General features: G+C 58.9%; 15 protein-coding genes. All 15 read right to left on the bottom strand.

The window, feature by feature from the left end:
- Nucleotides 1-140 precede the first annotated feature (140 nt).
- On the bottom strand, nt 141-536 hold the full coding sequence (locus ACQ4V8_RS09715) for a hypothetical protein (RefSeq protein WP_436571368.1): 396 nt from the start codon (nt 534-536) through the stop codon (nt 141-143).
- A complete protein-coding gene (locus tag ACQ4V8_RS09710) occupies nt 533-868 on the bottom strand; it encodes a ubiquitination-like system serine protease family protein (RefSeq protein WP_436571367.1) in 336 nt (111 codons plus the stop codon). Before ACQ4V8_RS09710 ends, ACQ4V8_RS09715 begins: the two co-directional genes overlap by 4 nt.
- A complete protein-coding gene (locus ACQ4V8_RS09705) occupies nt 865-1,329 on the bottom strand; it encodes a D-Ala-D-Ala carboxypeptidase family metallohydrolase (RefSeq protein ID WP_436571366.1) in 465 nt (154 codons plus the stop codon). The genes ACQ4V8_RS09710 and ACQ4V8_RS09705 overlap by 4 nt, the downstream gene beginning before the upstream one ends.
- The gene (locus ACQ4V8_RS09700; RefSeq protein WP_334686053.1) at nt 1,326-1,655 is read right to left on the bottom strand and encodes a hypothetical protein; all 330 of its coding nucleotides are present in this window, start codon (nt 1,653-1,655) and stop codon (nt 1,326-1,328) included. The genes ACQ4V8_RS09705 and ACQ4V8_RS09700 overlap by 4 nt, the downstream gene beginning before the upstream one ends.
- Nucleotides 1,656-1,963: 308 nt before the next feature.
- Nucleotides 1,964-2,119: a hypothetical protein gene (locus tag ACQ4V8_RS09695; protein WP_436571365.1), complete on the bottom strand. Its 156-nt coding sequence runs from the start codon at nt 2,117-2,119 to the stop codon at nt 1,964-1,966.
- A gap of 12 nt (nt 2,120-2,131) precedes the next feature.
- On the bottom strand, nt 2,132-3,361 hold the full coding sequence (locus ACQ4V8_RS09690) for a hypothetical protein (protein WP_436571364.1): 1,230 nt from the start codon (nt 3,359-3,361) through the stop codon (nt 2,132-2,134).
- On the bottom strand, nt 3,361-4,191 hold the full coding sequence (locus ACQ4V8_RS09685) for a hypothetical protein (protein WP_436571363.1): 831 nt from the start codon (nt 4,189-4,191) through the stop codon (nt 3,361-3,363). The genes ACQ4V8_RS09690 and ACQ4V8_RS09685 overlap by 1 nt, the downstream gene beginning before the upstream one ends.
- A 4-nt stretch (nt 4,192-4,195) precedes the next feature.
- Nucleotides 4,196-4,528 carry a hypothetical protein gene (locus ACQ4V8_RS09680; RefSeq protein WP_436571362.1) on the bottom strand — a complete coding sequence of 111 codons (333 nt, stop codon included), beginning with the start codon at nt 4,526-4,528 and terminating at the stop codon, nt 4,196-4,198.
- Nucleotides 4,525-6,165: a tail fiber domain-containing protein gene (locus ACQ4V8_RS09675; protein ID WP_436571361.1), complete on the bottom strand. Its 1,641-nt coding sequence runs from the start codon at nt 6,163-6,165 to the stop codon at nt 4,525-4,527. Before ACQ4V8_RS09675 ends, ACQ4V8_RS09680 begins: the two co-directional genes overlap by 4 nt.
- 32 nt (nt 6,166-6,197) lie before the next feature.
- Nucleotides 6,198-7,682, bottom strand: a complete 1,485-nt coding sequence (locus tag ACQ4V8_RS09670) for a hypothetical protein (RefSeq protein ID WP_436571360.1) — start codon at nt 7,680-7,682, stop codon at nt 6,198-6,200.
- Complete coding sequence (locus tag ACQ4V8_RS09665) at nt 7,679-12,850, bottom strand: tape measure protein (RefSeq protein WP_436571359.1); 5,172 nt, start codon at nt 12,848-12,850, stop codon at nt 7,679-7,681. Before ACQ4V8_RS09665 ends, ACQ4V8_RS09670 begins: the two co-directional genes overlap by 4 nt.
- A 91-nt stretch (nt 12,851-12,941) precedes the next feature.
- Entirely contained in the window at nt 12,942-13,307 is a 366-nt protein-coding gene (locus ACQ4V8_RS09660; protein ID WP_436571358.1) for a hypothetical protein, read from the bottom strand.
- Between the two features lie 79 nt (nt 13,308-13,386).
- Nucleotides 13,387-13,986, bottom strand: coding sequence for a KilA-N domain-containing protein (locus ACQ4V8_RS09655; protein ID WP_436571357.1), 600 nt, complete (start codon nt 13,984-13,986; stop codon nt 13,387-13,389).
- 125 nt (nt 13,987-14,111) lie between these two features.
- Complete coding sequence (locus ACQ4V8_RS09650; protein WP_436571356.1) at nt 14,112-14,510, bottom strand: hypothetical protein; 399 nt, start codon at nt 14,508-14,510, stop codon at nt 14,112-14,114.
- Entirely contained in the window at nt 14,507-15,409 is a 903-nt protein-coding gene (locus ACQ4V8_RS09645) for a Rha family transcriptional regulator (RefSeq protein WP_436571355.1), read from the bottom strand. Before ACQ4V8_RS09645 ends, ACQ4V8_RS09650 begins: the two co-directional genes overlap by 4 nt.
- Between the last annotated feature and the right edge of the window lie 23 nt (nt 15,410-15,432).

Below are 15,432 nucleotides of genomic sequence, written 5' to 3'. Positions count from 1 at the left end.
GGCCGGGCGCTGCGGCGCCACCTTTACACATGGCGTAAAGACGGGAACTTCGACCCGCTGTACTACGGGCGGCGCGCTGGCGCAGCCGGCCAGCAACGCGGCTAGGGCGAGTTGTAAAGCAATCCTTGACAACTGAATGTTCATCGCACGCCCTCCAGCAGCAGCCTGACGGCCGGCATAGCCTCGTCACAGGTATTGGCGCGCACACCAGCGACCTGCGCCAGCGCCGCGTCGTACCTCTTGCCCTTGGTGACCACGGCCGCCTGTGCCGCCGCGCCGCGCTCCTGCGCTGCCAGAGTGGTCCTGGCCATGCCATCGATGGCGCGGTTCTGCTCGGCAATCGAAGTGCGCAGTGCAGCGCTGACGCCCTGCTCCTGCACCAGCGCGGCGCGCGCGGCGTCACGGTCGCCAGCGGCCAACCACCAGCCGGTACCGGCAGAACTGGCCACCAGCAGTAGCACGGCAGCCAGCACGATGGCGGCAGCCTTCCAGATTCCGCCGACGGCGCTAGCCGCCAGCGTGCTGATGGCGCTCAAGATGCCCGCCAATCTGGCATTTCGACGGTCTGGCTGGCCAGCTCATGGTCGCAATCGCCGAGAAACTGGATCTGACCATCGGTGACGAATGAATGGCACACCTCCGGCGGATCGCCCTCTTCTTTCACAAATGAAGAATCGACCGCACGACCTGTAGTCATCAGTATAGAGGGCGAAAAAGTTGGTTTATCGCCGTTGCCATTGAATGACCAAGTGGGGCCGGACCAGCCCTGCCCGGCTTCGCGGACGACGTGATCATAGCCGCAACCGGGGCAATGAAACATCAGTCCGCCCAACTGGCTGCGCCACAACTTGCTGCCCAGCGCGCTCACGGCCGCACCTGCAAGATGCCAGCGCGCGTGCCGTGGCGGTCAATGGTGATGATGCGGTTGATCGGCTTGGCCACCATCTTCGTGCTGACGTGCACCCAGGTCAGTTCGTTGATGATCTGGCCGATGCCGAACTCATCCAACTTGGGCAGTAGTGCCTGGCATACCTGGTAGGGCGTCATGCGCAGCGCCTTGAAGTCGGCAGCCATGCCGCGCACATGATCGCTACCATCGCTGCTGCCAATGCCGCGATTCACCGGAATCGAGCGGTAACCGCTGATATTGGTCAGCGGCGTGTCGATGCCCGTGCACGCCGTCAAGTAGTTGCGGATGCGCTGCAGCAGCTCGGCCGTGCGCTGCAGCTCGGCCAGCACGGCGGCTGGCGGCGTGTTGTCGACGTCATGGCGCGCAGCCCAGTCGGAGTCGGTCAGTTCCTGCAGGGTGAAATTCTTGGTCAGGTTCACAGGCCACCCCGCACGTCCTTGAAGTCGGCGGCAGCATCGCGCGCCAGCTCGCCGATATCCTTGTCGCGGCGCTTGTCGAACCAGCGCACTGTGGCGCCCAGTATCCACCAGGCAGGCAAGCCAGCGGCGACCATCAGCGGCGCAGCGATGAACAGGAAGCCAAAGGCCGGATCACTGCCGTACAGCACGGCCACGGCGCGCGCGCTGTCGAACAGGCCCGGCATCCAGTTGCGCACGACCACGACCAGGGCTGGGCCCATCAGGGCGGAAAACAGAATGGTGACGAAGAAGCGCACGAAGGCTTCCTTGGCAGATTTAGGCCACATGAACATGAATCCCAGTGAGGTTGCGGCAGCGCCGGCTAAGACCGGGATGCCAAAAATTTTAATCAGTGCGCCGCCAGCGGCGGTCGTTTCGATGGCCATGTAGTGCCTTTCAGGTGGTGGAAATGAAAAAACCGCCCGAAGGCGGTTAGATTGCTGCAATTGAACTGCGTGATGTTACGGAGCTGTGCTTTCCAGGGCGGCAAGCCGGGCCTTGATCGCGGTCTGGCGAGCAGACCTTGCCCTTCAAGTCATTGCGGAACTGCATGAGTACGGCGCAAAATCCGCCACAGACTACTCGGCAGGCATTTTTAGATCTCCACGATTTCGGCGGTGTTCCCGGCTTGCACCCATTCCAGATATTTCATGTAATCTCGGTTTTGGATGTCGGGCGGTATCCATGCGTTGTCTGCTACGCGCAAGATCGTGAAGCTACCTTGCCGCAGAAAATTGTAGCGTTTATACATTATGTGCTCCTGTTAAAGTTCGGCGCTGGCTTCCCACCTACCTTCGCCGCACCAACCATTCCAACTGATAAGACCAAGACCCCGATAATCAAAGTTCCCGACATTACTTGAGCTAACGACTGGTGTGAATCCGGTATTGACTCCTGCAGAAAAGTACTGCCAGCTGATACATTTGACAAGGGGGCTTGCTCGTTTCGTCACCTTGTAATTTACGCGGTCATACGCCGCAAATGAAGAGACACCAGCAATATACATGCAAGGCGCATTACCCGTTTCAAAATACCGCTGGCACATAGCGAGTTCTTCCGATATGGAGCGGTAAGAAAACGATGTGGCTGTGCCTACTTCAAACTGCACTCCAGTAAAACCAAACGAAGCATTGGAGCCTAGAACCGACAGACTACCAGTGACGCCCGCCATGTTTCCTGCCACCCATGTACCCGCTGGCCCCAGAAAATTGCTGCCTGATCCTAGATTAAATCGCACATACAGGCCCGCTAACGCGCCTGCGGTGATGGCACTCCCCTTGTTGCCCGGAATGCTGATCTTAATAAGAGTCCACGTATGTACTACCGGAATCTGAAAAGTAAAGGGGAATGATGCAGTAGCTGCATGGTTGTACACCGCCCCTGAATGAGTCCCCGCCACACTAGACCTCACCCAAGCCGTCAGGGCGCAGTCTTTTGCAGCGGGGGTGCCGTACAACAAGTCCATCAAGTTGTCCCCTTCAATGGGCTGCTGAACAACATAGGCATGATCGTTTGGCGCTGAGTACGCCCCCTGCGCCCCAAAAGCTAAGTAGTGCGGGAACCCCGGCGCGGTGTCCCACGTATACAAGTTGGCACCTACTGCAAAGCGGCCTGGGCTAGAGGCATCATAGCCCCAGCGGTCTACAGTGTATCCGTTTGTGGCGATAATCGAAGCGGGGAGCCCCCGTTGATTTACGCGCATATCTCCGTTGATAATACGATTTTTGAATCCGGTAGCTATCTCCGCAATGGCGGCGGCGGTTGCGGTGCTGATCGGCTTTTCCGCATCACTGGTATTGTTCACTTTGGAAAGGCCCACGTCAGCCTTGCTGCCCGATGTGGCCACGGCCGCCAAAGTGGGCTTGTTGGCAATTGCCTTCAGGCTATTCGGCGCGGCGTTCCAGTCGGGCTGAATTGGCAACAGCTGCCCCTCGGCCAGGTTATTAAGCTCATCGAGCCAGTTCTCCATTCCGGGAGTAAAAATATCTGCCATTACAGTTCCTCGATATCAAGCGATGTTGCATAGGTTTGAAAGTACGGCGCCGAAATGGCGGCCAGTTCGCTGAGGCGGCCATATAACTGGTGGGTTTGCTCCAGCTCAGGATCGGTATCATCGGGAAACAGGCTGACCAGAATCGGCAGGCGCTTGCCGCTGCCGCGCACCAAGTGCCAGACTGCGGCGCGATCTGTCGGCGTCATGTGATCGAGCGGCAACGACAGCTTGCGGTAGCTGCAGCCGGCCTCGACGCCCTGCTCGCCGGAAGCCTTGCGGTACTGGGTCGACGTGTCGACGGGCGTCACGCTGGCGCCGTAGCTGGCGTTGTTATCAGGCTCCCAGTAATTCCCCATCACCAGGCGCGAGCACTCGATGTAACCGGCGGGGTTGGCAGAATCAGTGAGGTCGATCACAAAATAGCGTGCGGTCTGGCGCGAGAACCAGGCGCGCGCATAGCTGCCACCACCAAATGAAAAGGCATTGACCGCCAGCGCCGTAGTGCCCCAGTCCCGCGTGCCAAGCGGCGCATAGGCGCATGCCAGCACCAAGCCGGTATCGATCACCGGCACGGCATCCCCGGGCGCGGTATAGCCGCGCACGCGGATTTTGGCATTCGCAGTCAGGTTGCAGAACGGCAGGACCACGCCGCCGATGATCTCGCCCAGCGGCAGCGTGGCGGTAATGGTCAGCGCCACGCCGACAGAGCGCAGCACGGCTGACTTGCGTTCGCGCTGCAGGTTGGCAGGGCCAAGTGCGCCGGCCTGGCTGGATGCTGTCAGCACGGCCCGGTCGGCGGCGTTGTCGTAAATGATGCGTAGATTGGTCATCGCCTCAATCCTCCGACGGCTTGAGCAGAGCAGTCGCCTGAGCATGGGTGATATCGATGCCGTAGCACATGAGCAATGCGGCGGCACGCTCCAGAGAAATGCCGCCGGCAGCCAGCTGCGCGCGGTAGCCCCGCACCTCGGCTGCCATCCGGAAACGTGCCGATACCGCGTAAAGTAGAAGCCACGGCAATACCCCACAATTACGCTGCTCGCGGTAATGCACCATCTCGTGCAAGAGTAGTGCGTCGTCGCCGCGCGCCTCGGGGCGAATCAGAATGAACGGCCAGACAGTGATGGCGTCGAATCTTGCTGGTATTAGTTTAGATGAAATAATCATTGGCTGGCTTTCAACTTCTGCTTTAGATCCGCAACTTCCGTCCTTAAACTTTGGACCGTAGTGTTCAACTGCTGTACTGCGCTTACGATTGGTGCCAGTAGCTCTTCATAGCGCAGGGCTTGCTGAGATTCTGGGTCGGATGGGTCGTGTTGAACCCAAATGGCCGAGTCACTGTTTCCTAGAGACTTCCTCACCTCCTGGGCAATGAACCCGTAGTGATTTCGCACACCTTGCACCGGGGTGCTTATTTCCTCGTGCATCACAGGATCAGCGAAAGGGCGATATGGCCCTGGTATCTCCGCCCCTTTTGAGAATAAAGTGTTTGCGATTTTCATTCGATAGCGAACAGGTCGAAGAGAAAGAATAAAATCAAGACCAAGATCGGAGTCTTGGATTTCTTCTTTGTCCCTTTCATCTGAAATAATAGTAACGGCCGTCTGACTGTATATATTTTTCCACGCGGTGGAAATGCCATTACTGTCGCCGAGATTAGCGCTGCTATTTCCTGGAACTATATTGTAAGCACGAGTATTTTTTGGAATTTCTAGGCCAATAATAGAGGTAGAATATATTGTTACGGTGCCTATGCCAGCATTGAAGAAGCACCCCCCGATGGCGCGTATAGCTTCCAAGCCCTGCCCCCCTGATGCGTCAATTTGCATTGCCCCGCCACCAGTACGCTCGCCTAAAGTTACAACCTCGTCGCCACTAGCAGAGTAGGCTTTAAGTAGATTACTGCCAGAAGAAAGGGTGATCCGTCGGCCAGAAGCAGACGTCTGCAACAGGCCTATCGTGCCGCTGGCAGCGCTCAGGGTGCCGCTGAATGTGGCGCTCCCGTCGACAATAGAAAATCCGGGGGCGTAAAAATTGCCCGCAGCATCGATCTGCACATACTTCCCCTGTGCAGGATTGCCTATCAACAGACCGGCAGGGCTCAGGTGGAAGCCGCCGAGGCCGTTGGTGGGCCAGGCATAGTCCTTGGTCAGATACCCAGGGCCGCCATAAATCGTGACCGCCCTCAAGGTGCCGGCCGTAATCTCGCCGATATCTGCGCTGATCGCGCTCAGCCTTCCCACTTTCAACGCGTTCAGGTACGGCGCGCTCCACAGGGTCGTGCCGCTGGCCGGGTTGAAAATTCCATCAGACCGGTACAGTGATTCGCCTGCAGTAAATTCTTGCGGTGAGCCCTCCCACACGGTGCCTGCGCCCCAAGTGTTGAGCGGCGGGTACGATGTGGCGCCCTCCGTGCTGAGCGTCGCCGGCGCGCTGGCCAGCGAGGACAAGCTCGTCTTGCTGTAGCAGACGCGCGAGGAATTGCCAGTCACACCATCGTAAATCTTGCTGATCGTCTGGCTGGCGGTGTAGGTCAGGCCATCGACCACAATGCTGGCCGTGATCGTCACGCTGTCGCCGACCATGCCGCCAGAGGTCAGGCTGACCACGTTGCCGACGCGTGTAAGCACGCTGGTATTACTGGCTGCAAACGCCACTTGGCCCTCCATATTGACAAAGCCGGCCGTGAAGTCGATACGCGCCGGCGTGGCAATCGTCGTCGCCGCCACCTTGAAGTGCTGCGCCGTGGCCGCCAGCAGCAGCACGCGGTCGGTCGCCGGCGCGAAGCGCGGCACGGTATTCATGATGATGTTGTCGCGCTCTCCCGCAATGGGCCTCATACCAGCACCCCCACGGTGACGCGGCCGGTCAGCCAATAGCGCGACAGCAGCACCACCACACCCGGCAAACCATCCTGCAGGCCGAAGCGCGCATCGCGCAGCAGCACAGGCTGCCCCAGTTCAAGCATCATCAATTCAGGCTCCCCGTCCAGTTCGTAAATGGTGCGCGGCACCTTGTTCATCGCCAGGCGCCGCGCCGCCTCGGCCTGCGCATCGGCGCGCGATTTGATGCACGTCTCGATCTGCACCGGGTCATCGGTCAGGCGGTAGCGCGCACGCACCGCCTCGTCGACTACTGTTTCGGTCAGCCATTCGGCGGCATACAGTTCGGCATGCGCCGGCGGCAGCGAGGTGACAAGGCCGGCCTGCACCGTGTAGTTGCGGTCAAAGGCGATCTTGACGGCGGCTGCCACCGGCAAGCGCTGTACCGGGCGCAGTAAGCCTTCCTTTTTCCCTGTCATCTGGTCTGGCCCAATCAGCACCGGCACGCCAGCAGCTGGCAACGCGATCTGCACCAAGCGCAGCTTGCCAGTGCGCGACATGATCGCCTGGGCGCCAACGCTGGCGGCCAGCTGCTGGATGGCCTGGGCCTGATTTGTCCGGTCGGCAACGTACAAGCCCACCTTTTGCGGGTGAGCAGCGTCGAAGGCGGCCAGGTTGTCCAGGTCCAGGTCATCCAGAGTGAAGCGGTCAGCTGCCTTGCCGTAGCCGGTGGCGATGCGCTGCACCAGCGGCGCGATGCGCGGAGCGTAGCCGCCAACGTTGTCGCCCTGCACGCTGACGGTGACAGCGTTGGCCAGCGGGTTGATCGGCAACGTGAAGCGCCCCCTACTGGCATCGGTCACGGTCGGCGCTGGCTTGCCACTGGTGCGCGCCTCGTCATTGATAAACCACTCGACCGGCCCCAAAAATCCATATTCCAGGGTATTCGGGTTGATCAGCAACGGCGTCACGTTGTGGCATTCGCCGAACGGAATCGGCAAGATTGCGTCCTTGTTCGGCGACGTGCCGCCCAGCTTGGCCTCGGTGATGGGCGTATTCAAGCGCTGCATCTTGTCGCGCAACACCAGGTTGATCGTCTCGCGGCTGGAACTGCCGACGTCATCAATGATGCCGTCAAATACCAGGCGGAAGTCGGCGCGCGGCCAGCTTGGGTCGCCAGCCCATGCCTTGATGGCACGGTTGCGCCACACATCGAGCAACCAGCCATCAAGCGCGCCATCGCCGTTGTCCAGCTCGATGTCGCCGCCCGACAGGCCAGCTTCACCCGTCAAGCTGACCTGTTCCGTGAAGGCAAGGCCACCGGTGGCCAGTGGCAGATACTCGGTGTTGGCCGGCACCTCGGCCGGGCCGGTGACGTACGGCCGCGAGGCGATAAAACGCGTCACCTCGCTGCCTGCCACGTTCACCTGAGCCTCGACCAGCACCATGCGGGTGGCCGACGGGCTTTGCAGCCATTGAAGAAATTGCTCATCGGTCATGCGTATTCACCTTTCACTGTATTGGCCCAGGCTGAGCCCTTGGCTGATTTATCGACACCAGCCACAACCGTTTTCGCCGCTTTGTCGTTCGATTCGACGGTGGCCTGGATGGTGGCGCCAGTCTGCTTGTCCTGATCGGCGCGCAAGCCTTTGATCTCGGCTGTTTGAGCATCCAGCCTGACGTTCAAGGCGCGGATTTCAGCTACCAATGCATCGGAACCAACATTCGAGCCAGCCGAATAGCGCATGGCGTCGAACACTACGGGCGCAGGCTCACCAGAAAACGCGACCGGCGCAGCAATAGCTGGCGCATTGGAGAATTGAACGCCCAGGCCTGTCGCCTTACCCATCGCCGCCTGCAAGTTGGCGATGCCTTGCGCCACCGTCAGCACGCTGTCGTTGATGGTGATCAGGCCCGACACTTGGGCCTTGAGGGCATCCAGGCTGGCCTGCTGCACGTCGACCTGGGCCGAGGCCCATTTCAACGCCTCGTCATTGGCCGCCAGAACGCGGGCGTAATCTGCCGCGTAGCGCGCGTCCGAGGCGTTGACCACCTGTGAGGCAGCCAAAAAGGCTTGCTCGACACTATCCAGCTTTGATCTCGCTGTCGTGTCGCCCGCGTTTGCCGCGGCCAAAGTCTTCTCGAGCTGGACCCGCGCTTCGTCATATTTTTGCTGAGGCGTCAGGATGGACTGGCTGCCCAGGGCCAGGCTCGGGTTCAGGCCGTTGAGCGTAGTCACCCACGATTTCGACTTGTCCAGCGCCGTCTGGGCCGCTGCCGCCTCTTTTTCATAGGCCTTGCCCAGCGCGTCCTTGGCCGAGACTACGGCCTTGGCCGCTTGCACCTGATCGAACAGCGCGCGGTTGACGGCGGCGATGCCGTCGCGCTGAATTGCCAGCAGATCCGTTTCGCTTTTGGTCAACTCATTCAGCTGCTTTTGCAGATCCATGCGCTCGCTGGCGATTTCGCTGGCCGATTTGACTACGGCCGCATAGTTGCCAGTCGCAGCAGCCAGTTGATTGCTATAGTCACTGGCGGCCTTGAATGCCGGCGCCAAGGCAAGCAGCTTGATATACAGCTCCTGATCCGCCGTACTGGCAAGGTTCAGGCTCAGCACCTTCTTCTTGTAATCCTCCATGCTCGTATTGCCAGCCATGCCCAACTGGCCCAGCGTGTCGGCCACGGTCGACAGCACGGGCGCCATCTGCTCGGCTTCCGTCAGGAAGTTTTGCGCGAAGAAGCTAGTCCCACTGCTGAGCGAGTCCAGGCTACCCGCCAGCTTGATCAAATTTTCGCGCGCGCCAATGGTGGCCACGCCTACGGCGCCAAAGGCGTCTTGCGACGTGCGCCCGATCATTTGCAGCGCCGCGTCGACGCCGGCGTAATTCCCGGCCACGCGCTGCAAGGTCGTGCTCAGTTCCTCGTTGCCTTGCTTGAACTGGCCGACATTCGGCAGCAGCTCGACTGCAATGGCATTACCAACGCCTTCGAAGAACTTGGTAACGGCGCCCAACCTGTCAGCTTCCGTGGTGAGGCCGGTCAGGTTGATATTGAGCGCCTGGACGCGGGTGGCCAGGCTAGCTGTATCGATGCCAAGCGTGTTGGCCAAGGTGGCGGACACTTGGCGGATCGCCGCATAGGTATCGACGAATGCCTTGGACGTAGTGGCTGTCACTGCATTCTGCTCTGTGCCTGCCTTATCGCTGCGGAACCACCCGCCGTTTTGCGTCCATTTCGCATATTCATTACCGCTGAAGCTCGTACCGGATAGCGTGCCGGTAATGCCGGTCTCGGAGACTTTTTTATCGCCCATGCCGAAAGCACGGTTTGCAATGCCGCCGATAACGCCCCCGATAGCGCCGCCGATAGCCGCACCGAACGGGCCGCCGAAGATTGCGCCCGCTACAGTGCCGATACCCGTGCCGACGTTTACCGTGGCATTACTGCCATATTGACCGGAAATGAGCTTGCCGCCCATCAGACCAGCCGCGATACCCGCTGCAGCGGCAACGATAGGCGCGGCGGCAGCACCAGCTGTCAGTGCCGAGCCCGTACCGGCCATGCCTGCCGAACCGTAAGCAGCTGACGCGGTAGCAGCCTGCGCACCGGTAAGACCCATGCCTGTACCAAACGCCGATACCGCAGACGAGCCGAAGAGATTGCCGAGTGTGGCAATGCTCCCGCCAATTCCTGCCGCCACGCCGGAGAATCCCTGTGTGGCAATGGTGTAGGCAGTCTTCGCGCCTTGGGCCAGGCTGGCGATGCCGCCAATTCCACCACCGGCCGTGCCGCCAGTCATACCAAGGCCACTGGCCGATGCCAAGCCAGCAGCGCCGCCACCCGACACCGATGCACCGATGTTCAAGATCCACTTCTTGATCGTCATCTGGTACAGCAGGTCGAGTAGGCCGTTTTTCAGCGTGTCCCGCAGGCGGTCGAAGGCTGACTTTCCGGAATCGAAGATCGATACGAAGGTGTCGTGCGCCGTCGTGTCGATCGAATCCCACATTTTCTTATTGGCTTCGAGTTCAGGCTTGGCCAACTGATTGCTGTACCAGGTCGAGTATTCTTCCTGCAAGCGTTTTTGTGCATCCGTTCCGGTGCCTGCCAGGGCAATTCGCTCTTGCCACATGGCGGCGTCGATCTTTAGGAGTGCTCTCGCACGGTCCTTTTCATCAAACAAAGACTCAGCGGCGAAGCGTTTATTCTCGGCGGACAGTTGCGCCGCATAGCTCAAGGCCTTGGTCTGGGCCAGGGTGGCCTGCTCGACACTTACACGCATTGCAGCCTCTTCCTTGAGTCTGACCAACTCTTCGGCATCTACGGGCCTTTTCGCCAATTTTTGCGCGAGCAAGAATTTCTCCAGGTTCGCCTGCTCTTTTACCTCGATCATGGCCAATTCACGGGCATCGCTGGACTTGCCTGCCATCCTGTATTCGGCCTCCAGTGAGATGACGGAATCCCGGCGCGCAAGCGCGCTTTCCTCGATGTACTTTTTTACTTCTTTTTCGGTGAGACGAGCCTTGGCAAGCCTCTCCACCGCGTCGAGTTCGTCCAGCGCGCCGCGCGCTGCGGTCTGGTGGGCAGCGGACAATTTGAGCTTACCGTCGGTCAGAACCTGCTCAAATTTTATGCGCAGCTTCTGGCCTTCGGTCGCGTCAAGGTCAGTCGCATTCTCGAGTTTGCCAGTTTCGATTTTCTCGTGAATGCTCGCGATCAGCGACACATAGGCTTGTTGCTCCTTCTTGATTGCGCCTTCGGCTTTATTGTCCGCGTACTTATCATTTATTCGCGCGACGAGATCATCGTATTCAGTCGTCTTGCCCTTCAAGTCCTCGATGGCTTTCAGCTCTGCAGCCCGCTTTTCCTCGCGCGTGGCCATTTCCAGCTTGAGCGCCTTGACGCGCTCGCCCACTGTTAGCTTCTCGACAGCGGCGGCGCCTTCGTTAGCCTGCCCTTGCTTCTCTACCAATTCGGTGATTTTCTTGCCCAGCTCGATGCGCTTGAGGATGGCGTCGTCGTTGCTGATGCTTGCAAAATCCCCGGCGCGAGCATTCAGCTCCTGCATTTGTTTAGATGCTGCCGCGAGCTGCTTGACGATAGGCAATTGCTTCTCGGCCTGCTGGGTGGTCATCCCTGCGTTTTTCAATTGCAACAGGTTCTTTTGCTTTTCGATCTGCTCGTCCAGCTGCTTGACGATGCGGGCATGGGCTTCATCAAACGACTCGGCGGCCTGCTCGTTTGACTCTTTGGCTTTCTTGCCGAATAGCTGCCATGCGAGCGTCAAGGCGCCGATCAGCAAAATCGCTGCCCCGATGGAGCCGCCAAGCAACGCGGTGGCCGCATTGAGTCCGCGCATGGCCCATGCCAGCACCCCAGTGGACGCGGCAAGGCTCCCTTTTGCCGCAGCCTGCGCGGCATCCGCTGCGGTGATCTGCGCGCTGACGCGGGCCTGCTGCTGGCCCAGAATAGCCAGTTCAGCCAGCATCGCCACGCGAGCAGCTTCGGCCACGGCCAGCTCGGCGGTGGCGGTGCGCAGCATCATCAAAGCATAGCTTTGTGCGCCGGCCGCTTCGGCGGCGACTATCGCGGCCTGCGCCGCACGGATATTTGAATTCGCCTGCCCGAGGCGTGCGATAGCTTCTGCTCGCGCTTCAACTATCGCCGCCTGCGTAGTGGCCAGCAGCGCCACCTGGGCCTCAGCTGCTGCAACATCGGCCTGCATCTGCGCCACTGTGGCTGCGCGCAAGGCCATTGTTGCCGTGATCTGCTCATAGATCCTCGCCGTCCAAGCCGCTAGCCATGTGCCGATCTGGTACGCCATGGCGGTTCTGATAACCGTCACCAGTGCATCAAGGTGCTCGGCCAAATAGCCGATGGATGTGGTGATAATGGATACCGTGCCGTTCGCCTGCGCCTGCATACCGAAGAATTCCAGTGCCTCATTTTTCAGGCCAGTGAAAGACCCCGAGATCGTCTGTATTTTCTTATTCTCCTCTTCCAGCCCACCCAGGGCTTTAGGTAGTACTTCAGCCATTACCTTAGACGCGATCTCGCCTTCGCTTGCCATTTTCTTGAGCGCGCCGATAGGCACCCCCATGCCATCGGCCAAGGCTTTCATTAAGCGCGGCGCGGCCTCGTTGACGGCATTGAACTCTTCGCCGCGCAGGGCGCCAGAGGCAAAGGCCTGGGAGAGCTGCAACTGGGCGGACGCGGATTCCTGCGCGGTAGCGCCGCTGACGCGCAGCGCCAGATTGATAGTTTTGGTGATATCCGCCACTTGCTTTTGGGTGGTGCCAAGCTCCCGCGTGCCATTGGCGATGCGGGCGTACAGCACTCCGGTGCTAGCAAGGTCTTGCTGGGATTCTTTTGCAATGGCTTTTACGGAGGCGTATGCCTTGGCAAAATCTGACTGCGACGCGGTTGCCAGGCGCAACTGCGCCGTGAACTTGGCGTACTCGTCTGCCATTTTGATAATGGCGCCCACTCCAGTGCCGATACCAAGGAAGGCCAATGCGCCCTGCAGCTTTCGCGTGGCAGCCTCAAGGCCTGATGTCGATTGCTCGGCGCGACTGCCAGCATCACGGAGGTTGTTCAGGTCGCGCGCAGCATTGCGCGCCTCCAGTGAATCAATACGGATAGCAAGGGTTGCAATGTCAACGGTCATTTATCGTTCGCTCATAAAAAAACCACCCGAAGGTGGCTATGCAATAAAAAAGGCCAGCGCTTAGGCTGGCCTGGTGGGAATTTGTGCGGCTCTAGAAAACTAGAGCCTGCATTCCAGTAAAGGTCTTGGAGTCAGTGGTGGCAAGCATTTTCTTTCCATCCTTAAAATGCGCAATAAAGGTCACGTCTTTTCCTTTGCCACCCAGTAACAGTCCGGCGAGCAGACCGACCGGACCTAGGAGCGCGGCACCGGCAGCGCCCCATCCCAGCGCCCCACCAACTCGCTTCACCTCATCCTCGGAGGCGACAGTAATTGATTCAAGAGATCCCGTCAGCGGTATGGACTTCCCGACACCACTAAATCCATCACCCATTTGCCATTTCAGAAACAGCAATGGAAGCCTCACATCCCCCTCGCCGAGCGTGAAATCGCCTGCATGAATAATAATTTTTGCCACAACTATCTCCCGAAATGATTATAGGAAATAATACACTATTGGCAATCGAACTGGAAAAGCGCCATTGCTGGGGCTGCGGCTAATCCTTCGCTGGCAAATCACTAAACCCGAGCTTCAGCTGAATATCTGCACGCAAGCGAGCCATCTCGCCACTGAGTTCCGGCTTCTTTTTTTGCCAGGCCCGCATGTTTCTGGCGCTCGCGCTTACTTTGCTTTTTTCGTTGGCGTACTGGACTTCGACCTCGAAGAACTGCTTGATCAGCCCGAGTTCTTGTGGGGCATGGATGATCTCGTCGATCTTGGCATCTGCCCACACGGCAAAATCAATATTCAGCCAACGAGCGAAGGCTACCGCCAACTTCGGATGCAGCCAAGTTCCTTGCGTCGTTCGATCGCCACCACGACTCGCTTTTACGAAGTCCATTTTATGGACTTCGTGCCGGCGGGCGAGTGCCTCGATATAACGCTTTGTCTCGACAAGTCTTAACCATTTCGCAGGCTTTTTGCCGTAGCGCTCCGCAGCCAGCGTCGCATTGAACCAGCCATCCGCACGGAAGGAATAGCCCCGCCCCTCATACTCGGCCATGATTACCGCTCCCGCACCCGCGTTGGCGATGGCTTCGCTGGCATGACGTCCAGCGGCCTCAGCCAGCAACTCTTCCGATACTCGATCATTCATTTCGGCACCTTTATGATTCGCGGCTCAAAATTGAGCCACCAACAAGGTGTCGGGAAAATTTCCGACACCCCCGATAGACGCCCGAAAATTTTTGGGCGTCAAGTCAATCGCGTGGACGTCTGCGATCACGCCTTCTTCGATTGTTTAGTGAAGTACATGCCGGAAACAATATCGAGCGCGTGCGCGGGGTAGGCATTCACCTCGCCGAACAACTCGTCATTGGCGCGGCCAATGTCCAGGCCTTGCACGCGGCAATACTTGGCGGCGGCCTTGCCCAGGCTTTGCATCTGCGACAGCGTGAGTGTGGCGCCGTGAGTTGCGCAAAACTGGGCGACGGTGAATTCTGACTGCCCCGGCGTCACCGCAGTGCGACGCGCTTCAATTTGCGCAATCTGCACTTCTAGCTCACTCTTGGCCATGTCCGTGCCGCCGACCAGGCGCAGCTTCGGGGCTGTCGGCCGCACGATGACTTCGGTCACATCGAAGCCGGTGGCGCTGGGAATTGCCAGCATCAGGGCGATCATGCTGGCACCTCGCCGCGTTGCGACTGGCTTGCCACGCCCATGCGACTCCGGTAGTGCCGCCTTTCGCTATCATCACCCTTCCATGGGTAATTTTTCATAAATTCCTCGGGCGGCGCCTCACCGATGGTGTACGCAACATTGCGCGCTACGCTGGCACCATCAACGAAGTGGTCACGTACGGCGCGTGCCGTTTGCCCATTCATCGCCTCGATGGCCGGCCCATGCGCCATCCACCAACTGTGCAACCACAGCATGTGATTCGCCATCGCGCCAATGTTGTTGCGCAAACCTTCGCTCAACTCGTTTTTGACTGGCGCCGCCAGCAATTCAGGCTCGACCAGTTCCCACTGCGCAATCAGCTTGTGGACGTATTCCACAGCCAGCGGCACCTGGTCGTCCGAAAACTCCTCGACCGTCTCAATGCCGAAGCGCTGATGCACCATCTTGTATGCATCCGAGTAGTTCAGGTGCTTGCTGCGGGCCACCAGCATGTTGATGGCGTCTTTCAGTGGTACGCGGGTGTGCTTGTCGGATTGCTTGGATGCTTCGCCAATACGGCGCAGTTCCGAATCCATCAGGTTGAAGGCGTTGATGTACGCCTCCTTCCATTTTGTAGCTTCCTTCCCGGTAAAGCCCATGGCCAGCATGCTGAATCCATCCTTGGTCACGATGTAGGACGGAAGTTTCCTCCCTGTCGAGTCGAAATATTCACTGGGCACAAAATTGCGCCCAGTGAATTCAGCGGAGCATTCCAAGCTCTTGATGGCGCGCAGCACGACCTTGTGAAGCTTGCCAAAGGTGGCTGCAATCACATTGCTGGTGGTGGCTATTTTGCCGCCGATCATGGACACCAGGGAGTGATCTGCTTGATCTTTAGTGCGCAGAGTAGTAGTATTCATTTTGTTAATCCTCTTTGTTGGTG

Origin of the sequence: Janthinobacterium paucivorans (assembly GCF_051380805.1) — a bacterium.
Taxonomy (GTDB): domain Bacteria; phylum Pseudomonadota; class Gammaproteobacteria; order Burkholderiales; family Burkholderiaceae_D; genus Janthinobacterium; species Janthinobacterium lividum_D.
Note: the sequence above shows the minus strand (reverse complement) of the source record. Positions and strands in the feature narration are given on the sequence as shown.